The organism is Novosphingobium aquimarinum, from assembly GCF_009746585.1.
GTDB lineage: Bacteria > Pseudomonadota > Alphaproteobacteria > Sphingomonadales > Sphingomonadaceae > Novosphingobium > Novosphingobium aquimarinum.
On record NZ_WRPO01000012.1, the window covers coordinates 61966 to 88097 of the forward strand.

A 26132-nucleotide genomic window follows, 5' to 3' on the forward strand; every position below is an offset into this window, starting at 1 on the left:
TCACTGGTGCGGTTGAACGAGACGTCGCGAAATGGGGGATTTGACTTTGGACATCGCCGCGCTGACCGCCCCGCTTTCCGACGAGAACCCGGCCGGCGAGGACCTGAGCTACAGCACTGAACGCGCGATCATCGAACAAGCGTTCGAGGCGAATTCCGACGACGGCGAAGGGCCGGCCGTTCCCTGGCGTGACGTCAAACAGACGATCCTGGCGCAAGCCGCGGAAACGCGCGACATCTGGCTGCCCGTGTACCTCATGCGCGCCGGCACCAGGCTACCCGATCTCGACGTCATCGTCCAAGGCGCCCGGCTCCTCCACGGCTTGCTCGATACGATGTGGGACAGCGTGCACCCTACGCTCGACGAATACGGTTTCCAGGGCCGCAAAGGCCCGTGCGACTCGCTGGTGGGCTTCAGGGAGTTCCTTCTGCCCTTCAAGCGTATGCCGCTGGTCGAGCACGAACGGCTGGGCTCGTTCAGTTCCGAACAGATCGAGGGGTTCCTCGAAGGCGACGAGGGCGACGGCAGCTCCGTTCAGTTCCGTGCCGCCGTCGAGCAGTTGGGCCCGGCCTATTTCGAAAGCATCGCCGAACGGCTCGACACGCTGCAAAGCACGATCGAACTGATCGACGCCATTCTGGTCGATCATGCCGACAGCGCCACGACCGGAACGGTCTTCGACAATCTCTATTTGCAGATCGCCAATACCCGCAAAGCGCTGAGCCACTTCGCGGGGATCGAACAGGATATTTCCGCGCCAGGCGATGAGCCGCAATCGGAGTCCCGCGCGGGGCCCGCCGAAACCGGGGTTGCGGATACGAGGCAGGGCGTGGCCGGCAAGATCCACAATCGCGACGATGTCGTAAAAGCGCTCGACCTGCTGATCGAATACTATCGGAACAACGAACCCAGCAGCCCCATTCCCGAATCCCTCAAGCGCGTACGCGGCTGGGTCCACCTCGACTTCCTGAGTCTGATCGAGGACATCGCACCGCGCAGCCTCGAGGATGCTCGCTCGGTCCTGACCTCACAGCCGCCAGAGGACTAATCGCAATAGCGGCGATGTGATTTATGCCACCAACTCCCGAAAAGGGACCCTTAATTGTTGTAAATCGAAAGCGCCCCCGTAGACTGTACGTGGGCTTGGGGGATGGAATCGAGTCCAGACACAGTCAGTAACCAGCCGAGAGAGGTGTGTTATGGCGAAGAGCGGACAGCGTTTCATTCGGGAAAATCGCGCCCCACGGGTTCACATCGAATACGAAGTCGAAACCTACGGCGCCAAGCAAAAGGTCGAACTCCCTTTCGTGATGGGAGTCATGTCCGATCTTTCCGGCAAGAGCGAGGTCGAGAAAAAGGCTCTCTCGGATCGCGATTTTCTTGAAGTCGACATGGACAATTTTGATCAGCGGATGGAGCGCATTGCTCCTCGGGCAGCGTTCATGGTCGACAATGAATTGACCGGTGAGGGTAAACTCGGCGTTGATCTTACCTTCAAGAATATCAAGGACTTCGATCCCGGCGAAATCGTGAAGAGAGTGCCGGCGATGGCGAAGCTTCTCGAAACCCGCCAGGAACTGAACGAACTGCTGGCCTACGTCGATGGCAAGAGCGGCGCGCAGGACTTGCTCGACAAGATCCTCAAGGATCCGGAACTGCTGAAGTCCCTCACGTCCGCGCGAGCCGCGAGTGAGGCGAAGGACGAGTCTGCGGCGAGCGACGACGGAACCGACGAAGCCTGAGCGACACGATCCCGGGCAACGACAATCGATCTTTGAGCAGGAGACACCAGTTTTATGGCGGACCGGTCACCAGAGCAAAGCAGCCAAGCAGCCCCGACCAGCGAAGCGATCGAACTCGATGACTTCGCCGCGCTGATCCAAAAGGAATTCAAACCCGCCACCGACGAGCGGAAAACGCGCATCCAGCAGGCCGTGCTGACGATGGCACAGCAGGCGCTGGGCGATACGACCGTCATCGGGAACGACGTCTACTCGACGATCGACGCGATGCGCTCGGCGATCGACAAGAAGCTGTCCGACCAGATGAACGAGATCCTGCATCATCCCGAATTCCAGGAGCTGGAATCGGCGTGGCGCGGCTTGCACTACCTGGTGATGAACACATCGACCGGCAAAGACATGAAGATCCGGGTGATGAACATCAGCAAGGAAGAATGCCGGCGCATGTTCCGGCAGTATCGCGACGCTGCATGGGATCAGAGCCCGCTATTCAAGAAAGTCTACGAGGCGGAATTTGGCCAGCTCGGCGGCCAACCCTACGGCGCCTTCGTCTGCGACTACAACTTCGACCACTCCGGGCCCGATCTCGAGGTCATGCGCGGACTGTCGAAGATCGGGGCCGCCGCACACGCGCCGATCCTCGCCGCGGCGAAATCGACGCTGTTCGGCATGGAAAGCTGGACCGAGCTTTCCAATCCCCGCGATCTCGGCAAGATTTTCGAAGCGCACGAATACATGGCCTGGCGCACGTTCCGCGATTCCGAAGACAGCCGATACCTGGCACTGACGATGCCGCGGTTCCTGGGGCGCACGACGTACGGCGCCAACACCGAGCCGGTCGACGAGTTCGATTTCGAAGAGGAAACCGGCGGCGATCACGACAAGCATCTGTGGCTCAACGCGGCCTACGGCATGGCAACCCGCATCACCGAAGCGTTCAACACCTATGGGTGGTGCACAAGGATCCGCGGTGTCGAATCTGGCGGCACGCTCGAGAACCTGCCGACCGCTGCGTTCCCGACCGACGACGGCGGCATCGATCTGAAATGCCCCACCGAAATCGCGATCTCGGATCGGCGCGAGGCTGAACTCGCCAATGCCGGGATGATGCCGCTGATCCACCGCAAGAACACCGACCAGGCCACCTTCATCGGCGCGCAGACGGTCAACCGACCCAAGAAGTACGATGACGCGGGGGCGACCGCCAACGCCAATCTCTCCGCCCGATTGCCCTACATCTTCGCCAGCTGCCGCTTCGCGCATTACCTCAAGTGCATGGTCCGCGACTGGGTCGGCGGCAATCGCGAGGAAGCGCAGCTGCAGCGCGAATTGCAGGACTGGATCGCCAACTTCGTCGACGGGGCGCCCGAAACGTCCAGCATCGAAACCAAGGCGCGTCGACCGCTCAAGGCGGCGATGATCGAAGTCATACCCGACGAGGAAAACCCCGGGTACTACAAGGGGAAGTTCATGCTGAGCCCGCACTATCAGTTCGAGGGCATGGACGTATCACTGAGCATGGTTTCCCGGCTACCGAAGAAGAATTGATCCGGAGAACCGTAACCAGAAGCCACTAATCGATACCTGGAACGCAAGGTTCCGTAAAATAAACAGGAGCGAAAGATGGCAGGACTTATTCTAATGCAGATCAAAGGCCCTGAAGTAAAGGGCGACTCTGATACTGCCGGCCACGAGGACTGGATCCAACTCAACACATTCAGCATTGGCGGTTCGCAGGACGGCACGTTCCAGTCCAGCGGCAAGTACGCCAACCGCGGACAGGCCAACGTCCAGGACTTGTACTGCACCAAAGTGGTCGATTCCTCGTCGGCGCTGCTAATGAACAACATGATGGGCGGGGAGCCCTTCGACGAGGCCACTCTGCGCGTGCTGGCAATTACGGCCGGCAAGCCTGAAATTCTCTACGAGGTTATTTTCAAGCATATCATCGTTTCGTCCTACAACGTTACGGCAACCGCCGGCGATGGCGGCGACATCGGGGAAAGCGTGTCGTTCAACTTTGAGGAAGTCAGCTACGACTGGACCAAGCGCGACGCCAAGGGGCGCTCGGAATCGAAGGTCCGGGCCGCCTGGAATACCCGCGAAGGACAAGCCAAGGGCTGATCACAGGCTATGGACCGGGCGGACGAACTGCTGGAACAAGGCGACATCGACGGGGCGCGCGCCGCTCTCGTCGATGGCGTCAAACAAAAGCCCGGCGACGTTCGCGCGCGCATGTTCCTGTTCCAGCTGCTGGCCCTTTGCGGCGAGCGGGACAAGGCCCGCAAGCAGCTCGAGATGGTGGCCAAGCTTTCGTCGGAAGCGAAGATGCTTGCCGTCGCCTATGGGCAGGCGCTCGATGCCGAGGAACAGCGTGCCAAGGTTTTTGCCGGTGAAGCCCCGGCACAGCTGGTCGTACCTTCCGTCTGGGCAGGCGATGTCGCCGAGGCCCTCACCCATTTCATCGCAGGCCGCACCGCCGAGGGCGAAGCCTGCCGCGACAAGGCCTTCGATGCCGCGCCCGACACCGCGGGCACGCTCGACGGCAAGCCGTTCGAGTGGATCGCCGATGCGGACAGCCGCTTTGGGCCGACGCTCGAAGTGATCATGCGCGGCCGCTACGGCCTCGTCGCCTTCGACAGTCTCGAAAGCATCACCAGCGAAGGCCCGTGCGACTTGCGCGACCTCATGTGGTATCCGGTCGAGATCGGTCTGCGCAGCGGCCAGTCGATCGCGGGCTTCCTTCCGGCGCGCTATCCCGGCACAGAAAACGCCGACGCCGATGCCCTGCGCTTGTGCCGATCGACCGACTGGGTCGATCAGGACTGGGGGCAGCAGGGTCTGGGGCAGCGGCTTTGGACGCTATCCGATGGCGAAGACGTGGGCCTGCTGACGGTGCGCGAACTCGCCATCGCCAGCAACTAGACATGGCCCAGGAACGCTTCACCCCGACGATCTTCGACAAGCTGGCCGGGGATCTGAAGGTCGCCGGTCTCAACGAGCAGGACCAGGACGCGCAGGCCAAATTTTCGCGCGAACAATTGCGCAACTTCGCGATTCCCGACTTGCGCCGCTTCAACGAACGGGCCTTGCGCGCAACCGTGCGCCGCGAACTCTCGTGGTTGCTCAACACCACGAACCTCGCTTCGAGCGTGGACCTTGACGACTATCCCCAGATCCGCAGCTCGGTCCTGAACTACGGCGTGCCGGACCTTTCCGGGCAGGACACGACCAAGACCGTGATCCGTCGCCGTGCGCGCGAGATGCGGCAGTCGATCATGGACTTCGAGCCCCGCCTCGACAGCTCTACCTTGCGGGTCGAGCCGCTCGATCAGGCCGAACGGATCAATGCGGTGACGTTCCTGATTACCGGCGACGTGGGGCAGGCCGCCCACGCGCTGCCGGTCAAATTCAAGACGGACGTCGATGCGGAAATCGCGGCGGTCGAGGTGCGCGAGTAGCCATGATCGACCCGCGCTTGCTGCGCCTCTACGAGCGCGAACTGGCACACCTTCGCGATTCGGCGCGCGAATTCGGCAAGGAATACGAGAACGCCGCAGGCTATCTCGGGCTGAAATCGCCGCAGGAGCCGGATCCTTACGTCGAACGGCTGCTCGAAGGCGTCGCTTTTCTCGGCGCGCGTGTGCAGCTCAAGATGGAGGACCAGTTTCCCGAGTTCACTCATCACCTGCTGCACGCCATCCAGCCGCACTATCTCGCGCCGATGCCCTCGATCTGCATTGCCGGATTTGAGCCGATCGAAGGCGACGCGGCGCTGGCACAAGGTTTCAAAGTACCGCGCGGCACCGAACTGATCGCCGAGGCGATCGAGGGCGAGCAGACGCCGGTGCGCTTCCGCTCGGGCCATCCGATCACGCTGTGGCCGATCAAAGTCTCGGCCGTCGAGTATTTCTCCAGCCGCGCCGCGGCGGCGAGCTTCGGGCAAGTCGCGAACGTGCGCGCGGAAGCGGCGATCCGCTTGCGGCTAGAGACCATGGGCGACGTCGATTTCGCCGATCTCGCACTCGATACTCTGCCCATCTACCTCGACGGCAGCGAGCATATTCCCGGCGAACTCTATCGCCAGATGATCGGCGACCAGTTGGCCGTGATCGCAGGCTCGCCGGATTCGGCCGCGGGCGAGGCAAGCTGGCGGGTCATCGGACCCGTCGCGCAAGTGGGCTTCGACGACGACGAAAGCCTGTTGCCGGCCGAGCGCCGCAGCTTCCGGGGCTACCGCATTCTGTCCGAATACTTCGCCTGCCCCGAGCGCTTCTTCTTCACCGAGCTGGCCGGACTGCGCAAGCTCAAGGACATCGGCGGCAAGCGGATCGACGTGGTCATCCTGCTCTCGCGCACGTCGACGCAGCTGATCAATGCGCTTGAGCCGGCGAACTTCCGGCTCTTCGCGACGCCGGCGATCAACCTGTTCGAAAAGCAACTGGGCCGCATCCAGTATTCGCCGCGCCAGCACGAATTTCATGTCGTGCCGGACAGGGCGAAGCCGCTCGACTTCGAAGTGTTCCGCATTACCGAAGTCAACGCCTTCACCAAGGACAACACCCTGCGCCGGCCGGTGGCACCGCTGTTCGAGATCGGCTCGCAGCTCTACGACCAGCGCGATGCGCTCTACTACAAGGTGCAACTCAAGCAGCGCAGGCTCTCGACCAAGGAGCAGCGCCTGCGGCGGCGCAACGACTACATCGGCACTGAAGCCTGGATGACGCTGACGGCGCCTGGAAACCCCGGCCTGCTCGACGATGTCGCCGAACTCGCGGTCAAGGGCTGGGTAACCAATCGCGAGTTGCCCTCGCTCCTGCGCTTCACGGGCAGCAACCACTTTTCGGCAAGCGGCATTCCCGCCCGCCGCGTCAGCATTCTGCGCTCGCCCAGCCTGCCGCGCCCGCCGATGGCCATTGGAACGCGCGACATGCGGCCTTCGCGCGACAATCCCTTCGTCGAGCGATATCGAGGCGATGCCGCGTGGCGGATCATCGGTCACCTCACGCCGAACTACCTCTCGCTGGTCGACGAAGCCGACGGCGATCCCTCGACACTGCGCGATCACCTCGCGCTCTATGGCCGACGCGACGAGGCCGCGTCGCAGCGGCATATCGACAGCCTGCTCGAAGTCCGTTCGGAGCCCATCACCCGCCGTGTCCCCGGCTCCCGTTCGATGTCGATCGCGCGCGGACACCGGATTCGCATCAAGTTCGACGATGCCGCTTTCGCCAATTCGCGCATGTTCCTGTTCGCCGCGGTGCTCGAACGGTTTCTCGCCGAATTCGCGAGCATCAATTCGTTCACCGAATGCCACTTCGAAAGCTCGATGGAAGGAAAGTTCGCGTCATGGCCTCCCCGGATCGGCCGTCGCAAGAGCATCTGAATTACCTGCGCGCGATGGCAGAGGACGTGCGCGGCTTCGGCTTGTTTCCGGTGGTCCGCACTGCCGAAGCGATGGCGAGCGACTTGCCGCGCGTCGGCACTTCGAGCGGAAAATCGCGCGATATTCTCAAGCTTTCCCAATACCCCAGCCAGTCATTCCCCGCGCCGACGATCGAACAGATCGCGTTCGGCGAGAGCCAGCCCGACATACAGGGTCACTGGCTCGGGCTGCTCGGACCGATGGGGCCGCTGCCTTCGCATCTCACCGAATTCGCCATCTACGAACGGCGCTATGCCGAGCAGCGGCCCTTCGGGGCCTGGCTGGACCTCATCTCCAACCGCATGCTGCAACTCTTCTATCGTGCATGGGCGGATAGCCAGCCGGCGGCGAGCGCGGACCGTCCGGGCGACGATCCGTTCGCCTGGTTCATCGCACTGCTGTGCGGCGCCCTCGATGCAACGAGCGACAAGCATGCTCTGCCGGCGCCGGCGCGGTTGCAGTATGCCGCGCTGCTGGCTTCGCCGCGCAGCGCCGTCGCGATCGAGGACGCGCTCTCGCACTTGCTGGAACAGCAGGTTTCGATCGAGGAATTCCAGTCGCACTGGTATCCGATCGAGCGCGCGGATCAGAGCCGGCTGGGCAAGGCCTATTGCTCGCTCGGTCACGACACGATCATCGGCAAGCGTATCAGCACGTCGTCCGAGGCGTTTCAGGTCGTGATCCGTGCCGGGTCGCTTGCCGATTATCGCAGTCTGATGCCGTCGGGGCCGCGCTTTCCAATGGCGCGGGATGCGCTGAACACCTTTTCGCCCAGTCACTTGACCTGGGTCCTGCTCGTCGAACTGGACGGCGCGCTGATCAGTCCGGCGCGCGCCGACGGCACGGCGCAGTTGGGCTGGACGAGCTGGCTCGGTAAGGGAACGCCAGGCGAAATTCGCCGCGATGTGCGCCTTCGCAAGGCACCGCGTCGCGCGAAACAGTCGTAAACGAGGGACGTTTAGGAGCAGGGGATAGTATGAGCAGGATCAGCAGAAGTTCGCTTTTCGGGCGGCTCAATCCGACCGCGCTGAAGTCCATCGAGACCGCAACGAGCTTCTGCAAGATGCGCGGCAACCCCTATGTCGAACTGGTGCATTGGGTCCACGTGCTGCTGCAGGACGCCCAGAACGACGTGGCCGCGATCCGCGCGCATTTCGGTCTGGACGAGACGGCGCTCGCGCGGGACACGGTCCTGCGGCTCGACAGCCTGCCACGCGGCGCCACCTCGATTTCGGATTTCGCGCCGCCGATCGAGGAAGCGATCGAGAAGGGCTGGCTCTATGCCTCGCTGCAGTTCTCGGCCGCGCGCGTGCGGACCGGCCACCTGATCTATGCGATGCTCAAGACGCCGACGCTGGAAAATCTGCTGACCGGCATGAGCGCGGAATGGCGCAAGGTGAACGCCGATGGACTGGGCGACGGGTTCGCGGACATCGTCGGCCCCTCGAGCGAAACCAGCGAGCCCGCCGACAGCGGTACCGCCCTGCCTGGAGCGGACAGCGCGAATGTGCCGATGGCGGCAAGCGGGGACAGCGCGCTCAGGAAATTCTCGGTCGATCTCACCGAAAAGGCGCGCAACGGCGAGATCGACGCGATCGTCGGACGCGACACCGAGATCCGCCAGTGCGTCGACATCCTCGCGCGGCGGCGACAGAACAATCCGATCCTGATCGGCGAGGCGGGCGTGGGCAAGACTGCGGTGGTCGAAGGATTCGCCCGGCGTATCGCCGATGGCGACGTGCCGCCCAAGCTGGCGGACGTGACGCTGTGCTCGCTCGACATCGGGCTGATGCAGGCCGGCGCGAGCGTGAAGGGCGAATTCGAGAAACGGCTGCGCCAGGTGATCGACGAAGTCGAGTCTTCGCCCAAGCCAATCATCCTGTTCATCGACGAAGCGCATACGCTGATTGGCGCGGGCGGACAGGCGGGGACCGGCGATGCCGCCAATCTGCTCAAGCCGGCTTTGGCACGCGGGCGGCTGCGCACGATCGCGGCGACGACTTATGCCGAATACCGCCAGTATTTCGAAAAGGATCCGGCCCTGACGCGCCGCTTCCAACCCGTCGACGTGCGCGAGCCGGCGACCGAAAAGGCCGTGGCGATGATCCGTTCGGTCGCGCCGATGATGGAGCAGCACCACGACATCGTCGTGCTCGACGAAGCCGTGCGCGCCGCGGTGGTGCTGTCGCAGCGCTACGTCCCCGCGCGGCAGTTGCCCGACAAGGCGGTGAGCCTGCTCGACACCGCCTGTGCGCGTGTCGCCGGCTCGCAATACGCGACACCCGCGCAAGTGGAGGATCGGCTGCGGCAAGTGCAATTGCTCGAGATCGAGCGCGACATCGCCCGGCGCGAGGTCGAAGGGCACTACCGCGAACCCGGCGAACTCGCGAAGCTGGAGGAAGCCCTGGAAGCGGCCCGGCAGGACCACGCTGCCATCGATGCCAAGTGGAAGACCGAGCAGGAAGGCTTCGCCAAAGTGCAGGCCGCGCGCGATGCGTTGCGCGCACGGCAGAACCCGGAAGCGGACGGAAATGGCGAACTCGCGGATTCGCCCGCCTCGGTCGAGGAACTGACCGAAGCGCTGATGGCCGCGGTCGATGCGATGCGCGCCTTTCAGGGTGACGATCCGATGGTGTTCAGCGTGGTCGACGAAGATGCGGTGGCCGCCGTCGTCGGCGACTGGACCGGCATTCCGGTCGGTCGCATGGTCAAGGACGAGATCGCCAGCGTGCTCAAGATCGCCGATGCGCTCAAGACCCGCGTGATCGGCCAGGATCACGCGATGGACGCGATTGCCAAACGCATCCAGACGACCCGGGCGAAGCTCGACAATCCGAACAAGCCGGTCGGCGTCTTCATGTTGTGCGGGCCCTCGGGCGTGGGCAAGACCGAGACGGCGCATGCGCTCTCCGAACTGCTCTATTCGGGCGACGATTCGATGATCGTCATCAATATGAGCGAATTTCAGGAAGCGCATACCGTCTCGACGCTGAAAGGGGCGCCTGCAGGCTACGTCGGCTACGGGCAAGGCGGCGTCCTGACCGAAGCGGTGCGGCGCCGGCCCTATTCGGTCGTACTGCTCGACGAAGTCGAAAAAGCGCACCCCGACGTCCACGAGATGTTTTTCCAGGTCTTCGACAAGGGCTTCATGAACGACAGCGAAGGCCGCTTCATCGACTTCAAGAACACGCTGATCCTGCTGACGTCCAACGTCGGCACCGATCTCATCATGGCCATGGCCGAGGACGAGGAGATGAAGCCGGATGCCGACGCCATGGCGGAGGCGCTGCGTCCCGAACTGCTCAAGGTGTTTCCGCCCGCGCTGCTCGGGCGGCTGATGGTGCTGCCCTACTATCCGCTGAGCCAGCAGATGCTGGGCGCGATCGTGCGCATTCAGCTCGAGCGCATTCGCAAGCGGATCGCGCAGAACCACGAGATCGCGTTCCGCTACGGCGACGACGTGGTCGACCTGATCGTGTCGCGCTGCACCGAAGTCGACAGCGGCGGTCGCATGATCGATGCGATCCTGACCAATACGATGCTGCCGCAAATGTCGGTCGAACTGCTCGGGCGTCAGATGGACGGGGAGGAAATAACCACGATCGAAGTGACGGCGGACGGAGGCGACTTCACTTATGCGATCGGCTGACCCACTTGGTCTGGAGGAGCCCCCTCTCCCACCCAAGTAGACCCGACTTCACGCACGCAACACTAATCGATCCAGAGATCGTGCGCCCGGTGCCAGTCTTCGAGGCCGAGGTCCGGGTATGCCTCGAAGCACTGATCGTCCTCGCCCACGTCGGGGACGACCCACGAGGCCTTGGAGCCCAACATCATGTGCACCAGCGAAGGCGGCTTCGGCAGTTCGCTATCGATCGCGGAAGCGAAGGGGTGAAGCAGCTCCGGATATTCGGGGCTGTAGACCCACAGTGCGCTGGCGCAGGCGGGGCAGAAATGCCGCTCGCCCGAACTCGTCTCGCAGCCACCTTTCCCGTCATCGATCGTCGCGTGATAGACGGCGGTCTCTCCCTGGACCTGCAAAGTGCGCTTATCGGCGTGAAGGTTGATCGCATATCCACCCCCGCCCGCGGTCTTGCGGCAGATCGAGCAATAGCATCGCATGAACGGCACCGGCGCATGGCTTTCGACCGAGAAACGCACCGTGCCGCAGCGGCAGGATCCTTCGAGAGTTTTCATTCCATCACGACCTCGATGGCGGAACCCGCGGCACGCCGTTCAAGCTCTCGCGGCACTTTGGCGGAGCTTGCGGAAGACGCGTCGAAGGTCCGACGACAAGTCAGAAGCCCGCTTCGATCGCGATCCGGATGGCTTCTGCCGTGGTGCGCACGCCCAACGCCTTGAACAGCGCGGAGCGGTGCATCTTGATCGTCCGCTCGCTCAATCCGAGGTCGTAGGCGATCTGCTTGTTCAGCTTGCCCTCGGCCATCTGGATCAGGATCTCGCGTTGCCGATCGCTGACTTCGGCAACCTTGGCATGCGCCGAGCGCGCATCGTAACCGTTGACCTTGCCGCCCTGCGGTACGAGCACTTGCGAGCCCAGAAACCATTCGATCTTCCCGTGCTCATCGAAGATCGGAGCGACGAGCACCGCATTACGGAAGCTGCTCCCGTCCTTGCGGTAATTGGTGATCTCGACCTGGACGGGACGTTGCTGCCGGATCCCGGTACGCATCCGCTCGGAAAGCCACGGTTCGGTATCGGGCCCTGCCAGGAAGCGGCAATTGCGCCCGATCACTTCGTCCCGGTCATAACCGGTCATTTCCAGAAAGGCATCGTTGCAGGAGACGATCGGAATGTCCGCGACGCGCGGATCGGCGACGACGGCAGCAATGGGACAGTTTTCGATCATGTCGTTTGGGGACATGCCTCAAGCCTTAGCGAGCCTTGTCAGGCTTGGGAAGTGCGCAGACGCTGCGACGTTTCGGGGCGCCCCCGTCAGCGAAACTCTATCGCCGATCGCAACGGCGGCGATAGGCTCGCGATCATGCCGGTCGCGCGAGGACCGCGATACACTTAGCACGAATGGCGCGGCACGCCGCTAGGGCAAGATCTTCGACCCGGTCAGATCGAGCCCTTGCAGGCGTGCCGCGCGTCCCGCCGCCGCACCGGCGGGATCTCGAGAAATAGTCGACGGCCTATCTTCTGTCGTTGACGGAGACGGAAGTGCCGTTCCGGACTCTTGACTGCCAATGCGGTCGCACAATCCGCGACGCGAGCGATCGTCGCGTCCCTTCAGAATTGCGCGCCGGGTTCGATTCCCGTCCGACCCCGCCCGCCTTGTCCCTGGCGATACCGATCACCATCGTCGCCAAGATCGGCAGCTGCCAAAACGATTCGAGCCCGCGATAAATCTTGCTGTCTGACGCCGGATCGATCAGCGGCCCGAAATGCGTCAGCACGCACAGCAGTGCGAAGCCTGCAGACCAAATCGGCCAATAGCGACGCGAAGTGCCCGCGATCCAGAACAACGCCGCGAAATACAGCAGATCGGTGACGAAGAGCAGCGTATTGAAGCCGGTCCAGAACGATAAGTGCGTGCGAAACTCGTCCGATTCGCTCGTCGCGAAGATCGTGCCGATGGTCATCGCCACGAAACTGACGAAGGCGAAGCGAGCCGCCCGATCACCATAGCGGATCGCGTAAGTCCAGCAGGCGACGCACACGGCCAGATAGAGGATGGTAATCGCCATATCCGACCGCGCGCCGCCTTCGCGCTATCCGTCAGCGATTCGCCTGGACGAGCGGGGCTTGCGCCACCGTTCGATCGGCCTCGGCATCCCCTTCGGCATTCGTGAAGAACTCCACGTCCCAGGGCACCGGGCAGCCACCGCTGGTTTCGGCCTGATTGCTGCGCTTGTGAATCACTTGCAGTTGCCCGATCGCGGCAACGAGGTTCTTGCGCCCCTCGAGCAGATTGTCGAAGCTTTCGGTAAAGCTGCGGTAGAGCCGCTGCGACTGACCCGAAGGCAGGCCCGATCCCCGCAACCCTTCGACCGTGTCAGCGGCCAGGCGCAGGCTCGAAGCATAAGCGGCGTCAAAATCCTCGACGGCGGTACGGCACTCGGCAGCGACGACGTGGACGCTCGATTCCTTGAGGTTATACATGGCTGTCTCCATGACGCGGGGGATGCCCCCCGCCCGAACTTGCGGGTCTCAGTTTCCTCCGAATGTCCGGAAGAAGCCAAGGACGAGCAGCACTAGCGCCCAGATTGAAACCATGCCGATCGCCGCAACCCGAAGGACTTGCAGGGCGATCTGATCCCAGCGCAAATGCTGGCTGCTACCCCCGAGCGGCGGTCCCCGAAAGAACTTGAGGATCTTGCCTAGGGCCGACTTGGGAGCGGCTGCGCTCTCCGAAAGAGCCTGATTTTCCTCAGTTTCAAAGCGTTGCGGTCTCAATTGAGACGAATTTTGAGATTTATCGACCAGCTCCGCGTAGCGGCGCGCGGCCGACTTGCGATCGCGCACACCCAGCGTCTTCGCCGCGTTCTGGAGGAGTGTGTCGATCGAGCCTGGCGCGAGGCCCGTTTCCTTCGCGATTTCCTTCGATCGAGAGACCTGCCTGTTGACCAGGTCAAGAAGCTGCCTCTGCCGCTCGGTGAGACTGTCCAAAGGCGAATCGTTCATCATCAATCTACAGTTGTCGCTGCGCCGGGCTTGTTGATTGTAACAGCCAGATAGGCGCTATCGCAGACCAAACTCAATACGAGGGAGCCGAATCTTCCGTTCATGGGTGCCGGATCGGGACAGCGATTCGCGGGAGTTGGGGAGCCGGGACCAGCGTTACGCCTCGCCGAGAGATCCGCGCCGGCTTGCGCTGCTGTGGAGCAAATGGCGCAGCACCGCCTCGTGGAGGGGCTGATCGAACACCAGCCCGCCACGGCCATCTTCCGCCCACTGCAGGACGGCCGGCAGGTCGGTGAGACCTGGCAGCCTGATCAGCACCCGTTCGCCGGCTCTGAGGGACCAGGACCTGAGATCGAGCAGACAACCGTTGATGGTAATGTTGAGGATCGCAAGGCGCACCCGTGTGCCACGCGCACGGCAATAAGCGGTGAGCAGGTGGCCGCCCTCGCCGGGCCGCAGCGTCCCGCCCCCCGAGGCCCCCTGCCCCCAGGTCATCGCAGTATCGCCAAAACAGTTCGCGACGGATTCCGCACCTTGCGGCATGCCCACCCTCTCGATGCTTCTCATGTCCCCGTAGCCTGCCGAGGACCCGGAGATTTTTCCCGGCGCTGACCACCTTGTCAAACGCTTTGATACCGCGTGCGAGCCAATTCGTGGTTAGCGCTGCTCTAAGGATTTCTGCTCATTTCAAGCGTTTAGGATGCCGGTTCGCGAAGGGGGCGGGCCCCTTCCTGAAGTACGGCGACGTCGCGGTCGGCATCGGGCTTGCCGGCGTCATGCAACCACGGTCGACGGTTCGGCGGCGGCCGAGCCGGCGCGAGAACTTAGCCCCGCAGGGCCTGGGACAGGGGCTGACCGCGAAACGGGTAGCCATGTCCCTCCGGGATCGCCAGCCATGCTTCGCCATCGCGGTCTTCCTCGATCCCGTGGATGCGGCTCACCGGATACCGCGCGATGTCGGCAATGGCATCGTCGAAGCATCGATACTGAGCGAGTCGGGCCAGATTGCACCGCGTAGGAAAGATGACACTGATCTCGCCCGCGTCGGCCTGCTCCAGGACTCTACCGGCGCTCGCCCAGAACAGCCGGGTGTTCTCGGTCGCATCGACTGCGATCTGAACTGCGCCGGTGCCAAGATCGGTCACGAAGAACCGCGTGTCGAACGCGCCGTCGTAACGCGGACACCAATGCGCGAACAGGGACAGGCGATCGGGCAGGATCCGCCAGTCGAAGCGTTCCAGCACCGGGGCAAGCGCCCCTTCCTGCTCGAGCATCGTGCGCGCCGCCGCGACTTCCTGCGCCGAGACCGGACGATGGATGGCGATCGCCAGGCCGGTTTCCTCCAGCGTTTCGCGAATCGCCGCGACCTTGGCTGCCGATATCTCGGGATCCGCATCGGGCAAGATCCGCGCCGCGAGCTCGCGATCGGCAGGATCGATGCGTCCGCCGGGGAACACCGCGGCACCGCCGGCAAAGCGCATTTTCTTCGCGCGCTGGACCATGAGGAGTTCGGGTGGCTCGCCCTCGTCCGCATTGCGAAAGATCACGACGGTGGCGGCGGGCACGACCTTCGGGCCGTCGGCCGGCATGGGCCCGTCAGGCGGATATGAAGTCATCGGGTGTCTTTCGCGCACGGCACTTAGCAAGGCAAGCACCGCTTCGGTGCCACAACCAGGCCAATCGCCATCCGTCGGAAAGTTTTACAAACAGCGGTTCAGCGCAGTGTCTTCCGAACGCCGTTTCACCCGGAACTCAGCGCCTTTTCCAGGTTGGCACGCTCCATGCTTATTGCAATCCGTACCCCGAGTAGTCTCGAACAGAGGCGGGGCCGAACAGTCTCCCGGCCCCGCCTCCCCGAGAAGCTCTTCCCCGATATCGCGAAGTTTCAAAGCCGTACGGGCGATGGCCAGCGCGCGACGCGTGGCGATCCCTGCGATCGCGCCCGATAACGGGCAATTGCGGCTGCCATGCCCATGATACCGGGCTTGTCGGTATTCCTTACATATCTCGGTCGCGCTTTGCCCAGTTCACGCACGGCACACGTGAAAGCGGCGCCACCTCCCACCGGAGGCAGCGCCGCTGTCGTGTCGTTCGCTTGGGTCTTTTAGCGGACTCGCGGACCGCCGAAGGGCAGCGGCGGGGGAGGCCGGCGGGCGCCGCGCGGAAGCTGTGCCTGATAGGCCCTGCCGCAGTGATCGACGCAATAGGGGAACCCCGGGTTCACCTTGTCGCCGCAGAAGTGAAAGTCCGGCTCACCGGGATGACCGACCGGCCAGCGGCAGATGCGATCGTTGAGATCGAGCAGGCTGGTCTTGTCGGCAATCTCGGGGCTCGGCTTGGCAGGGACGAGGCGTCGCGGCGGCGCCGGGGGAATCGGTTGCTGTTGATCCCCAGGGCCCTGGCGCAGGAAGCCACCCGGCCCCACGGATACGACGCGCGGCTTCGCGGCGGGAGCGCCGGCGTCCGCAGCTTCGCCGGTCTCGGGCTCGTCGGCGGCCGGTTCGGCCTCGACGACGGGTTCGGCCGCGACGGGGGCCGGCGGCGGCACGATCTCGGCAGGCGCCTTGGGTGGCGCCGCGGGTTCCGGCTTCGCCGCAGCCTTGGGCGCAGGCGCCGGTCGAGCCGGCTTCTCGTTCGGCTTCACCGGGGAGGGTCGGGCCTTGAGGCCCAAGCGGTGCGCCTTGCCGATCACTGCATTGCGGCTCACACCGCCCAGTTCGTCGGCGATCTGGCTGGCGGTGGCGCCACCTTCCCACATCTTCGTGAGCTTCTCGATCCGCTCGTCAGTCCAGCTCATTCGCTATCCATTCCTTCATCGTCTTTCTTGCCGGACGCTTGCCGCAGACTTGCCACTGGGGCGCCCAGCCGATAATCGGCACACCATGGCCGATCAAGCCCCTGCCGGCGACATGCCGATCTCCGACGCTCTGCCCGCTACCCGGGAATTTCCGGTCAAGGGAGTTCCTGTGATCCACCAGGTCAACTGGGTGGGCCTCAGGACTCTGTATATGAAGGAGGTGCGGCGCTTCTTCAAGGTTCAGACCCAGACGATCTGGGCGCCGGCGATCACCACCCTCTTGTTCCTGGTCATCTTCTCGGTGGCGCTGGGCCGGGGTGGACGCGAAGTGCTGGGCGTCAACTTCGCCACCTTCGTCGCGCCGGGGCTGATCGTCATGGGGATGATGCAGAACGCCTTTGCCAACGCCAGCTTCTCGTTCCTTTCGGGCAAAGTGCAAGGAACGATCATCGATTTCCTGATGCCGCCGCTGAGCGAAGGCGAACTGATGCTGGCGATGACCGGCGCCGCCGTGACGCGCGCGATCCTGGTCGGTGGCGCCCTGTTCTTGGCGATGAGCTTCTGGCCGGGGGTCGACCTGTCGATCGCGCACCCCTGGGCGATCGTCTGGTTCGGCCTGATGGGCTCGGTGTTTCTTGCGCTGCTGGGCCTGCTGTCCTCGATCTGGGCCGAGAAGTTCGATCACAACGCCGCGATCACCAACTTCATCATCGCCCCGCTCTCGCTGCTTTCGGGCACGTTCTACGTCATCGACAATCTGGCACCGACCTTCCAGGCGATCAGTCGCGCCAATCCGTTCTTCTACATCATCTCGGGCTTTCGCTTCGGCTTCCTCGGCCTGAGCGACATCGGCGATACCAACGCCGCCGTGCTGCACAGCGCGATCGGCCTGTTCGTGGTGAACGTCGTCATGGCGATCGTCACGTATCTCGTGCTTCGCTCGGGATGGAAGCTCAAGAGCTGAACCGCCAGCGCAGGACAGCCCGATTTCTTGGGCAGAATTCCCGGAATTAGGCGCCTGACGAAAGCGCCTTCGCACCCGAAGGCGCGCTCGACCGGACCTTCAGTGCGTCAGTCCCTGCCGCAAGCGATAGCGCCCGTCGGCGTAATCCTCGAACATCTGGGAAATCGAAGGATGGTCGATCGGGCCGCCATCATTGTCGCCCATCAGATTCTGCTGGCTGACATACGCGACGTAGCTCGATTCCTCGTTTTCGGCGAGGAGGTGATAATACGGTTGGTCGCGAAACGGTCGCACATCGGCGGGGATCGATTCGTACCATTCCTCGCTGTTGGCGAAGACCGGATCGATATCGAAGACGACGCCGCGAAAGTCGTGATGCTTGTGGCGAACGACGTCACCGATGGCGAACTGGGCGCGGACTTTGCGCGGGGCGTCGATGACGCGTCCGGCCTGAGGCGAAAAGAAGGACGCTCTGTTCATAGATCCGAATGTAGGGCTCTCGCATGTGGGAAACAAGCTGACTGCACCCTCGCTCCCCCGAAATCCGGCATCGAGGGTCTTGGCAAGCGCAAAGAGTTCGGCTAACCGCCGCCCTTCCTTCGACCGGGCGGCCTTTCAGCCGCCTTGCGGACGCTTCGCGGAGAGGTGGCAGAGAGGTCGAATGCGCCGCACTCGAAATGCGGTGTACGGGCAACCGTACCGTGGGTTCGAATCCCACCCTCTCCGCCACGGGCCATTCCAAAGTGGTCCCCATCCAGCGTTCGCCTGAGATGCACAGCATAACGGTTGAAGCTGGGCCGTCTGACGTGGCTGCGCTGCTGGATCATATAGGAATCAAGACCGCTGTGCCTGTGATCGGGCATTCCTTCGGTGGGCTCGTAGCCTATCATATGGCTGCCCGGATGCCGGAACGCGTGTCGCGCATGGTCATCGTCGATATAGGAACATCTTTGGACGAAGAGGGCGAATTTACGCGCGCATCGGCTGGAGTATTCCCGCTAAGAGAGAAGCTGGAAGAACGCATTGGCGCCCGCCTGTCTCCCTATTTGCAAAACTCGATACATCGTGTTGAGGATGGCTGGTGCCTGAATTTCGAAATTGAGGAATTTCTGCTGTCCGTGGCGGCACTGAATGGCAATCATGAGCAGACTTGGGCCAGCAGTCATTGTCCCGCTTTGGTCATTAAAGGCGCGGATAGTCCGCTCTCCGATCGGAAAGACCTGAAGGCCATGGCTCTGGAGCATCCGGACACGAGCTTCATGGAAATCGCAGGCGGCCATTCGGTGCATATCGACGCACCGGATGCTTTCGCGGCGGCCGTCGAGGAATTCCTGGATCAGGAAACTTGCCCGTCTTGATACGGTGGCCCCCAAGCTCCACTCTCTTCATCGCCTGTCTGCCAGTGTCCACTGAAGCAAAGCCAGACATAGATTTCAGACAGAAAAATCGTCATTCGGCTGCTTACTGGACGGCACGATCAACGACGTGCCCCCGAGTCTACTGGACTGTCCGCGAGAACGTATATTCTCTCCAGTGTATCAGGCCTGCCCTTAGCCGCGACGCTCCGGTGGCCCCTCCCCCTTGCCCAGCTCCGATCACCATCGGCCCTCCCCATTCACCATCCGGCTCTCCCCAGAGCACCGATTTAAGCCTTCCAAGCGCAAACCTGGGCAGATCTTGACCCAAAAGAAATTACGTATCATATAAAGGTACATGAGACGGGATACCAGATTATCGGGCGTACTCCACGTATTGCTGCATATGGCCGAGATGGATGGTCCGGTAACCTCCGAGACCATGGCGATCATCATGCGAAGCAACCCGGCTACGATGCGGCGCACGATGGCGGGGCTACGCAAGGCGGGGTTCGTCAAATCCGATAAGGGACACGGCGGTGGCTGGTCGATCGAGCGACCACTTTCGGAGGTCACGCTGCGTGACATCTACACATGGTTGGACAGCCCCGAACTCTTTGCGATGGGCAACCGGACCGACGCCCCGGGATGCCTGGTCGAGGAGGCCGTCAACGCGGCGCTGGGCAGCGCTTATGACGAGGCGCGAACCGTGCTGCTCGACCGGTTCGCCACCGTGACCCTGGCTCAGCTGAGCGATGACTTCCATCGCCGTATGGGCGCACATGCCGAAGCTGTCGATCAGGAGATCACCCATGACATATGACGCCGTCGTCATCGGCGGGAGCTATGCCGGTCTGTCGGCGGCGATGCAGATCGCCCGGGCGCGCCGATCGGTATGCGTCGTCGATACGGGCAAGCCGCGCAACCGGTTCGCGGACGCCTCGCACGGTTTCTTTGGCCAGGACGGTGCAGCGCCCGAAGGCATGATCGCCAGCGCCCGCGACCAACTCGCAGCCTATTCAACCGTTCGAATGATTGCCGACGTGGCTTGCGATGCGACGCGGGCCGATGGCGGGTTCGAGGTGACGCTTGCAAGCGGTGGGACGGTCACCGGAAGGAAACTGGTGCTGGCGTTCGGGATTTCCGACGTGCTTCCCGACGTTCCCGGCCTGTCCGAACGTTGGGGTGATACCGTGCTGCACTGCCCCTATTGCCATGGTTATGAACATCGGGACGGCAGACTTGGTGTGCTGTGGACCGCGCCCATGTCGGCGCATCAGGCCGCGCTTATCGCCGATTGGGGAGCGACGACGCTTTATCTCGACGGCAACCCCTCGCCCGAGGGGGATGCAAGGACGCTTCTCGAGCATCGCGGCGTATCGATCGAAGCCGCGTCGATAAGGGAGCTACGGGGCAAGGACCGCAGCCTGACGTCGTTGCTGCTCGGTGATGGCCGCGAGGCCGCGATCGACGCACTGTTTCTGGCTCCGAGCTCGAAGCTCAACAGTCCAATAGCCGAACGGCTCGGCTGCGCGCTCGACGACGGACCATTCGGCCCGATTATCCGGACGGATGCGGCCAAGCTCACCAGCGTTACCGGCGTATACGCAGCCGGCGACATCGCCCGTGCGCCCCATAATGCGACTTGGGCTTCGGCAGACGGCGTGACCGCCGGCATCTCGCTCCACCAGTCGCTGGTATTCGAGGCATCCATGGCCGGTGCTGCCGCATGAGCATGACGCTCTACGAACTGGAATGGGGCCTTTATCCTCGCCGCATCGGCATCTATCTCGCCGAGAAGGGGATCACGGATATAGACCGGATCGCCTTCGAGCTATTGGCTGGATGGCCGCCACCCGAACTGAAGCAACTGAGCCCGCTCGCCACCGTGCCGATTTTGCGGACCGAAAGCGGCATGCTGATCCGCTCCTCGATCGCGATCCTCGAGTATCTCGAAGAGCGCTTCCCCTCGTCTGACATGCTGGGCGCGACGCCGGAACTGCGGGCGCGGACGCGCGAGTTGGTCGCGGTTATCGACGAGGCCGCGCTGCAATTCGGGATATGGTGCCACAAAGGCAGTCCGGCATTCGCAGGACGCGAGGAACAGAGCCGGGAAGCCGCGACCATTGCGGCGGATGCCTACTACGGCCGCTTGCGTATGCTCGACACGCTGGCAAGCGAAGCCCCCAGCACATTCCTCGCTGGTGACGGGGTCACCATCGCCGATTGCATGGCCATGGCCACGCTGCAGTTTGCCGAAAAACTCTATGGTGTTCCTCTGCCCGAAGGCTGCGCTGTTCTACGCGACTGGTACGATATGTTCAGCCAGCGGCCGAGCGCCGCAGCGCCGTCCTACCCCGAGCCACTCCTTGCCGCCGCTCAGGGTTTGCCGAAAGTTTGTCCGCCGACTTTGCCGTAGCTGCGCTCACCGACGTGCACTGCTCTAGCGTCGGCTTTCAGAGCCAGCGAGGCAATCCCCTCGACCTCGACAATCAGGGTCGCAACCTGAAAGGCAGATTTCTGCGCTTTCGCAGCCAAAACCGGCCTGCCATTCGTCGCGACATTTTTCAGCTGAAAACCGGCGCTTGGCATCAGGCTGGCGGCAACATCTGTTCCTGGTCCACTTGAGCGGTTATTGCAGTGAACATGACAGCCACCGACCTCGAACAGTTGCTGATCGCCCGCCTTGTCCGGGAGGAAGGCGGCACTTCGCAGACATGGCAGCGGGCGCTTGGCAAGGTGATCGTGCGCGACGCGGCGACGCACCCCCATTGCAATTGGGACGTCAGGCTGAATGGCACCGACGCCCAACGCGCCACGATCGAGCAGCTTCTCGACGATGTCCGACTTGAGCATTCCATCGTGGCAGCCGATTGAGCACATACGCGTTATACCGACATGACTGCGATCGACGAACTCCGGCTCGCGATGGAGCGTGCCGCTGCCGCAATGGATTTCGAGGAAGCTAGCCGGCTTCGCGATCAGATCAGTGTGCTGCGGCTTGCGAATGACCAGGCCGAAGTCGAAGAGATCGATACTGCGGGCCTGACTCGTCAGCAGCCCGGCGCGATGGGCCTCGGCACCAGCCAGCAGACCATCCGTCCGCCCGCCGGTTGGGTGCGACCGAAAAAGCCCGATCCGCTGACGGCCCACCGAAGCCGCCGGCCCGGCAAGAAGCGATAAGCGGTCTCGCGAAGCATTTCGCCCGCTGCCAAAAGACCCCGCTTGCAACCTTCAACTGCCTAACTTTGGCCTGAGTTCCAGCGGTCAGAACCACGGCCGGTGTCGGCTATAGTCGCGCCGTAAGAGAAGGGCCTTCAGGAGCCGTGCGAGGCCGCGTTCGCGCGCGCAAATATTTGCGATGCCCACGTCACCATCGCTGCCCTCACACGTTCATGGTGTTCGCCCCTCGCACGGAAGGAAAAGTCATGAGCGATCTCAGCGCAATCAAGGAGCATATGGAAGTCATTGGCGCCGATGGCGTCCACGTTGGTACCGTCGATCACGTCGATGGTAATCGCATCAAACTGACCAAGGTCCAGAGCGGTGCACATGCGGGGCATCATCATTACATCTCGGGCGGACTCGTCGCGGAAGTCGAGGGAGACAAGGTGCGATTGTCCGCGAATGCCGATGTCGCGATCGGCTTCGAAGAAGAGGAAGACGAAGGCTGATCGGCCAGCGCCGCAAGACGCCGAACTGTCGGATTCAGCCGGCCGTGTGCCGGCTGAATCCTTCTTACGGATCGGTTTGACTCATGCTGCGGATTTGCGCCGCGACAGGATCATGGCCTCGACCGTAGCAGCGTCTTGGTCGTAGCCGTCGGCCCGCTTGATCAGCCTGCCGCTGTTGATGTCGTCCCGGCTGGCGATGTCGCGAAGCAGGGCGGCCTTCTCGCGCAGCGAACGCAGGCTATCGTAGAGGCTGCGTTCGAGCATTTCCTCCTGCTTCGCGTCCAGTGCCATCTGGCTATAGGCATGGCCGGCGCTGGCACCGATACCGACGACGTCTCGCCGACGGGTCACTTTGCCGTCTCGAAGGCAGCGGACTGGTTGTCGCCACGCGCGGTCAGTCGCCGGGCGACGCGGTCGATCAACGCGGTGCCGGATACGGGCTTGGGCATGAAATCGACGCCCAAGGTCCCCAGCGGCAAATCGAGATGCGACCCGTACCCCGAGACGAGGATGACCGGAATGTCGCTTTTCTGAAACTCCTCGACCAGCGGCGTGACCGGCGAGCCATCGATATTGTAATCAAGCACGGCCAGGTCGACGGAATCGGTCCGGGCGCGCTCCATTGCCTCTTCGAGCGAAAAGTAGGGGCCGATGATCTCAACGCCCGCGTCGGTCAGATACTGCGCTGTCTGCTCGGCCACCAGCCACTCATCGTCGAGCACCATGACCTTTGCGCCGCGCAATCGTTCGAGGTCGATGGCGCCGTCGGTGCGAGCCTTGGCAAGCACGTTGTCCGACCCGGTGAGGCGGGACATCGGGAAGCGGCAATGGACCTCCAGACCCGCCTCCTCATAACGGATTTCCGATTCGGCGAGCAGCTGGCTGCGCAAGATGCGCTCGATTACAGTAGAGCCGAATCCACGCGATCTGGGTGGCTGGACGGAAGGCCCCCCGCGCTCGACCCAGTCGAACTGCAAGTGCTGCTCGTTTCCACCGCGTAACACGCGCCAGTTGATCGAAACCTTGCCACTCTGCACGCTCAAGGCACCGTATTTGAGGGCATTGGTACGATCGAATCCACTTTGGTCCGCTGGATCCGTCGAACGCTCAGTCAGGTCGACGATGATCTCGCAAAGATTGTCGATCGAGCCCACGGTATCGACGACGCCTGCGTCGATCGCGGCCTGGGGCATGCCGCTATAGAGCGAGGTATCGGGGGACTGGACCATCGCCACCCCGCCCGCGCCCTTGATCGCGCGCAAGCCGAGCGTGCCGTCACTGCCCGTGCCCGAAAGGATCACACCCACCGACTGTTCGCCGGCCGCATCCGCCAGCGAACGCATGAAATGATCAATCGGCATGCGCAGCCCGCGGGGCTCGGTAGGCGGCTCGGTGAACAACCCGTGATCGACGATCGTGAGATATCGGTTCGGACCGAGGACATAGATGCGCCCTGGCTCCACAGCCATGTTCTCGCTCGCCTCGATGACGGGCAGATGCGCCGCCCGATCGAGGATCTCCGTCAACTGGCTCTCATGATCGGGCGCGAGGTGCTGCAGGATCACGAAGCTGGCGTTCGTCTCCGCCGGAATGTGCTCGACGAACCCTTTCAGCGCTTCGATGCCACCAGCCGATGCCCCAACGGCGACAACCGGATGATCGAAACGGGACAAGCGTGCAGTCTCCACTTTATGGCGAGATGATATTCGTCAGGAGGCCCTTGATGACCCAGTCGGTTTCCATGGCTTTTTCCGAAAAAAGCTAAGCGACCCTAATATGATACCCATCCGGCGGGGCTAAGCAAATCAGAAAGGCCCTTCCTGACTGATCTCGCAGCGACCTCGGTCGTTTCTCGAAGCTGAGGCGCAAGCAATGCCAGGACGATGGAAACGCGACGGCGTCACGCAGACATAAGGAGTTGTTCTAAGGCTTCATGCGGATTTCGCTTTTGCGGTGTCCGGATGTATTCACCGCTGGGAGTGGGGCGGACAATCCATACGAAAATCGTCTGGGCTTGACCGCGTTGCCCCGGTTCAGGCCCTGCAGCGGAAACTTCCGAAAGGTGCGATTGGCATGGCCGACGAATTGCCGCAAGCGATCGATCCCCGGTCCTACGTTGGGGAAACGCCCTCGTTCGGTGGGTTTGCGGCCGATCGTCTGTGCCGGTCTCTGGAATCGCTGGCGCTGGACGGCCATCCCTCGGGCGAGTTGCGGGCCTATGCGCACGAAGATGGAGAGCGCTTTTTGCGCACCATCGACATGATCCCGCCCGGCGTCGCCAAGGCCTTGGAAATCGGGGCCAATCCCTACTTCACCACCACGTTGCTACGCTGGCTCCGCCCGGAAATCGCCGTCACTGCGACCAACTACTTCGGCAATGACGGCATGGCCGGCGCACAGTCGGTGCGTGTCGCGCATCCGTCCGGCAGCATCGATGAATTCCGCCAGGCCTATGTCGAAGTGAACGTCGAAGCGGGCCGCTTCCCGTTCGACGACGAGGCTTTCGACTGCGTGCTGTTCTGCGAAGTGCTGGAACACATGACCAACGATCCGGTCGCTGCCCTGTTCGAGATCTGGCGCGTGCTGCGACCGGGCGGCTGCCTGATCCTGACCACGCCCAATGTGGCGAGACTGGAGAACGTTGCGCGTGCACTGGCCGGCAGCAACCTCTACGATCCCTATTCCGGGTACGGTCCTTACGGCCGGCACAACCGCGAATATACGCGGCATGAAACGGTGCACCTGCTGCAGCATTGCGGCTTCGCGCCCGACCTGCACTTTACTGCCGACGTTCGCCCGAACCGTGCGGCGGATATCTTCCCGAAGCTCGAACGCCTGTCCGATTTACTGGCACATCGCGGACCGGATCTTGGTCACTATATCTTCGCGCGGGCGGAAAAGGCGGGCCGTCCCAATCCCTTGCGACCGAGCTGGCTATACCGCAGCCTGCCGGAGGAGATGATCGCACAGTCACCGATCTAGAGCTCGAAAGCGAGCTTCAGGTAAGCGGGCTCATCGGACAGGCGCGGATCTGCGGCCCCGGGCCGACTTTGCCTCGTCACTTTTCGAAACCGTATCGCTCCATCAGTTCGGCCCGCGTCGCGACTTGCCGCTCCTTCTCGCCATCGAGCGGGCGCATCGTGGTGACCCACTCGTAGCGCCCCGGACCGATGACACGCCAATAGGGCATATCGATCGGACCATTGTATCGCTCAAGATAATGCAAGTATTCGTCGAGAGTATCGAAATGATTCCCGCGCGCATAGGGCAATGGGGTCTTGCTTTTTCTTGCATCCATCGTTTCGGGGCCCTCGAGTGCCCGGGACTTGCCCGGCTCCGCCGCCGGCTCGCGTGAGGTTGCGCTACACGCAACCAGAGCGACCGCCGGCAACCAAATCCAAGCCGCAGGAAATTTTTTTATCATTGGCCTAAGTTCATCTTGTTGAACGCGAAATTTTATGCTGCGATGGGTTCATCGTCAATCTTGGGTAGCGCAAGAATCGTTTGACAACTTTTCGTCACAGCAA

The 26132-nt window shown here is 62.6% G+C and carries 30 protein-coding genes and 1 tRNA gene; 18 read left to right on the forward strand and 13 right to left on the reverse strand.

Going from position 1 to position 26132, the window contains the following annotated elements:
* The first annotated feature begins 31 nt into the window (after positions 1-31).
* From GQO94_RS12900 to tssH, 9 genes are all read left to right on the forward strand, one after another.
* Positions 32-1048 carry a type VI secretion system protein TssA gene (locus GQO94_RS12900; protein ID WP_156841954.1) on the forward strand — a complete coding sequence of 339 codons (1017 nt, stop codon included), beginning with the start codon at positions 32-34 and terminating at the stop codon, positions 1046-1048.
* 151 nt (positions 1049-1199) lie between these two features.
* On the forward strand, positions 1200-1742 hold the full coding sequence (tssB, locus tag GQO94_RS12905; RefSeq protein ID WP_156841955.1) for a type VI secretion system contractile sheath small subunit: 543 nt from the start codon (positions 1200-1202) through the stop codon (positions 1740-1742).
* Between the two features lie 54 nt (positions 1743-1796).
* Positions 1797-3290, forward strand: coding sequence for a type VI secretion system contractile sheath large subunit (gene tssC, locus GQO94_RS12910; RefSeq protein ID WP_156841956.1), 1494 nt, complete (start codon positions 1797-1799; stop codon positions 3288-3290).
* Between the two features lie 75 nt (positions 3291-3365).
* On the forward strand, positions 3366-3866 hold the full coding sequence (locus GQO94_RS12915; protein WP_156841957.1) for an Hcp family type VI secretion system effector: 501 nt from the start codon (positions 3366-3368) through the stop codon (positions 3864-3866).
* Between the two features lie 9 nt (positions 3867-3875).
* The gene (locus tag GQO94_RS12920) at positions 3876-4667 is read left to right on the forward strand and encodes a type VI secretion system accessory protein TagJ (protein WP_156841958.1); all 792 of its coding nucleotides are present in this window, start codon (positions 3876-3878) and stop codon (positions 4665-4667) included.
* 2 nt (positions 4668-4669) lie between these two features.
* The gene (tssE, locus tag GQO94_RS12925; RefSeq protein WP_156841959.1) at positions 4670-5203 is read left to right on the forward strand and encodes a type VI secretion system baseplate subunit TssE; all 534 of its coding nucleotides are present in this window, start codon (positions 4670-4672) and stop codon (positions 5201-5203) included.
* Between the two features lie 2 nt (positions 5204-5205).
* Positions 5206-7128, forward strand: a complete 1923-nt coding sequence (tssF, locus tag GQO94_RS12930) for a type VI secretion system baseplate subunit TssF (RefSeq protein WP_232332926.1) — start codon at positions 5206-5208, stop codon at positions 7126-7128.
* The gene (gene tssG / locus GQO94_RS12935; RefSeq protein ID WP_232332927.1) at positions 7092-8114 is read left to right on the forward strand and encodes a type VI secretion system baseplate subunit TssG; all 1023 of its coding nucleotides are present in this window, start codon (positions 7092-7094) and stop codon (positions 8112-8114) included. Before tssF ends, tssG begins: the two co-directional genes overlap by 37 nt.
* Positions 8115-8143: 29 nt before the next feature.
* Positions 8144-10816, forward strand: coding sequence for a type VI secretion system ATPase TssH (tssH, locus tag GQO94_RS12940; protein ID WP_156841960.1), 2673 nt, complete (start codon positions 8144-8146; stop codon positions 10814-10816).
* A 62-nt stretch (positions 10817-10878) separates the two neighbouring features.
* On the opposite strand, the gene GQO94_RS12945 is transcribed toward tssH, so the two are convergent.
* From GQO94_RS12945 to GQO94_RS12980, 8 genes are all read right to left on the reverse strand, one after another.
* Positions 10879-11364 (reverse strand): GFA family protein, encoded by a 486-nt coding sequence (locus GQO94_RS12945; protein ID WP_156841961.1) that lies wholly within the window; start codon positions 11362-11364, stop codon positions 10879-10881.
* A 100-nt stretch (positions 11365-11464) separates the two neighbouring features.
* Positions 11465-12052, reverse strand: coding sequence for a PAS domain-containing protein (locus tag GQO94_RS12950; RefSeq protein WP_156841962.1), 588 nt, complete (start codon positions 12050-12052; stop codon positions 11465-11467).
* A gap of 271 nt (positions 12053-12323) precedes the next feature.
* Positions 12324-12878 (reverse strand): hypothetical protein, encoded by a 555-nt coding sequence (locus tag GQO94_RS12955; RefSeq protein WP_156841963.1) that lies wholly within the window; start codon positions 12876-12878, stop codon positions 12324-12326.
* 31 nt (positions 12879-12909) lie between these two features.
* Complete coding sequence (locus GQO94_RS12960; RefSeq protein ID WP_156841964.1) at positions 12910-13293, reverse strand: hypothetical protein; 384 nt, start codon at positions 13291-13293, stop codon at positions 12910-12912.
* Between the two features lie 48 nt (positions 13294-13341).
* Positions 13342-13818 (reverse strand): helix-turn-helix domain-containing protein, encoded by a 477-nt coding sequence (locus tag GQO94_RS12965; RefSeq protein WP_156841965.1) that lies wholly within the window; start codon positions 13816-13818, stop codon positions 13342-13344.
* A 153-nt stretch (positions 13819-13971) separates the two neighbouring features.
* Entirely contained in the window at positions 13972-14382 is a 411-nt protein-coding gene (locus GQO94_RS12970) for a hypothetical protein (RefSeq protein WP_156841966.1), read from the reverse strand.
* Between the two features lie 257 nt (positions 14383-14639).
* On the reverse strand, positions 14640-15431 hold the full coding sequence (locus GQO94_RS12975; RefSeq protein WP_156841967.1) for an NUDIX hydrolase: 792 nt from the start codon (positions 15429-15431) through the stop codon (positions 14640-14642).
* 488 nt (positions 15432-15919) lie between these two features.
* A complete protein-coding gene (locus tag GQO94_RS12980; protein ID WP_156841968.1) occupies positions 15920-16612 on the reverse strand; it encodes a GcrA family cell cycle regulator in 693 nt (230 codons plus the stop codon).
* 85 nt (positions 16613-16697) lie between these two features.
* Between GQO94_RS12980 and GQO94_RS12985 the strand changes: the two genes are divergently transcribed.
* A complete protein-coding gene (locus GQO94_RS12985) occupies positions 16698-17576 on the forward strand; it encodes an ABC transporter permease (RefSeq protein ID WP_156841969.1) in 879 nt (292 codons plus the stop codon).
* Between the two features lie 99 nt (positions 17577-17675).
* Here the strand turns inward: GQO94_RS12985 and hspQ are convergent, their stop codons facing one another.
* Positions 17676-18056: a heat shock protein HspQ gene (gene hspQ / locus GQO94_RS12990; protein ID WP_156841970.1), complete on the reverse strand. Its 381-nt coding sequence runs from the start codon at positions 18054-18056 to the stop codon at positions 17676-17678.
* A gap of 159 nt (positions 18057-18215) precedes the next feature.
* Between hspQ and GQO94_RS12995 the strand changes: the two genes are divergently transcribed.
* The 5 genes from GQO94_RS12995 (at position 18216) to GQO94_RS13015 (ending at position 21350) form a co-directional block, all read left to right on the forward strand.
* Positions 18216-18305, forward strand: a tRNA-Ser gene (locus GQO94_RS12995).
* 77 nt (positions 18306-18382) lie between these two features.
* Positions 18383-18934, forward strand: coding sequence for an alpha/beta fold hydrolase (locus GQO94_RS13000; protein WP_198045960.1), 552 nt, complete (start codon positions 18383-18385; stop codon positions 18932-18934).
* Positions 18935-19289: 355 nt separating this feature from the next.
* Positions 19290-19754 carry an RrF2 family transcriptional regulator gene (locus GQO94_RS13005; protein WP_156841972.1) on the forward strand — a complete coding sequence of 155 codons (465 nt, stop codon included), beginning with the start codon at positions 19290-19292 and terminating at the stop codon, positions 19752-19754.
* Positions 19744-20664 (forward strand): NAD(P)/FAD-dependent oxidoreductase, encoded by a 921-nt coding sequence (locus GQO94_RS13010; RefSeq protein WP_156841973.1) that lies wholly within the window; start codon positions 19744-19746, stop codon positions 20662-20664. Before GQO94_RS13005 ends, GQO94_RS13010 begins: the two co-directional genes overlap by 11 nt.
* Positions 20661-21350 (forward strand): glutathione S-transferase family protein, encoded by a 690-nt coding sequence (locus GQO94_RS13015; protein ID WP_198045961.1) that lies wholly within the window; start codon positions 20661-20663, stop codon positions 21348-21350. The genes GQO94_RS13010 and GQO94_RS13015 overlap by 4 nt, the downstream gene beginning before the upstream one ends.
* Here the strand turns inward: GQO94_RS13015 and GQO94_RS13020 are convergent.
* Positions 21311-21787, reverse strand: coding sequence for a hypothetical protein (locus GQO94_RS13020; protein WP_156841974.1), 477 nt, complete (start codon positions 21785-21787; stop codon positions 21311-21313). The genes GQO94_RS13015 and GQO94_RS13020 overlap by 40 nt on opposite strands.
* Positions 21788-21829: 42 nt before the next feature.
* Here GQO94_RS13020 and GQO94_RS13025 point away from each other — a divergent pair, with 42 nt between their 5' ends.
* A complete protein-coding gene (locus tag GQO94_RS13025; RefSeq protein ID WP_156841975.1) occupies positions 21830-22114 on the forward strand; it encodes a UvrB/UvrC motif-containing protein in 285 nt (94 codons plus the stop codon).
* A 245-nt stretch (positions 22115-22359) separates the two neighbouring features.
* The gene (locus tag GQO94_RS13030; protein ID WP_156841976.1) at positions 22360-22605 is read left to right on the forward strand and encodes a DUF2171 domain-containing protein; all 246 of its coding nucleotides are present in this window, start codon (positions 22360-22362) and stop codon (positions 22603-22605) included.
* Between the two features lie 81 nt (positions 22606-22686).
* Here the strand turns inward: GQO94_RS13030 and GQO94_RS13035 are convergent, their stop codons facing one another.
* Both GQO94_RS13035 and GQO94_RS13040 read right to left on the reverse strand, forming a co-directional pair.
* Entirely contained in the window at positions 22687-22956 is a 270-nt protein-coding gene (locus GQO94_RS13035; RefSeq protein ID WP_156841977.1) for a hypothetical protein, read from the reverse strand.
* Complete coding sequence (locus GQO94_RS13040; protein WP_156841978.1) at positions 22953-24278, reverse strand: chemotaxis protein CheB; 1326 nt, start codon at positions 24276-24278, stop codon at positions 22953-22955. Before GQO94_RS13040 ends, GQO94_RS13035 begins: the two co-directional genes overlap by 4 nt.
* A 400-nt stretch (positions 24279-24678) precedes the next feature.
* Here GQO94_RS13040 and GQO94_RS13045 point away from each other — a divergent pair, with 400 nt between their 5' ends.
* Positions 24679-25587, forward strand: coding sequence for a class I SAM-dependent methyltransferase (locus tag GQO94_RS13045; protein ID WP_198045962.1), 909 nt, complete (start codon positions 24679-24681; stop codon positions 25585-25587).
* A gap of 76 nt (positions 25588-25663) precedes the next feature.
* On the opposite strand, the gene GQO94_RS13050 is transcribed toward GQO94_RS13045, so the two are convergent.
* The gene (locus GQO94_RS13050; protein WP_156841979.1) at positions 25664-25903 is read right to left on the reverse strand and encodes a hypothetical protein; all 240 of its coding nucleotides are present in this window, start codon (positions 25901-25903) and stop codon (positions 25664-25666) included.
* Positions 25904-26132: the final 229 nt, after the last annotated feature.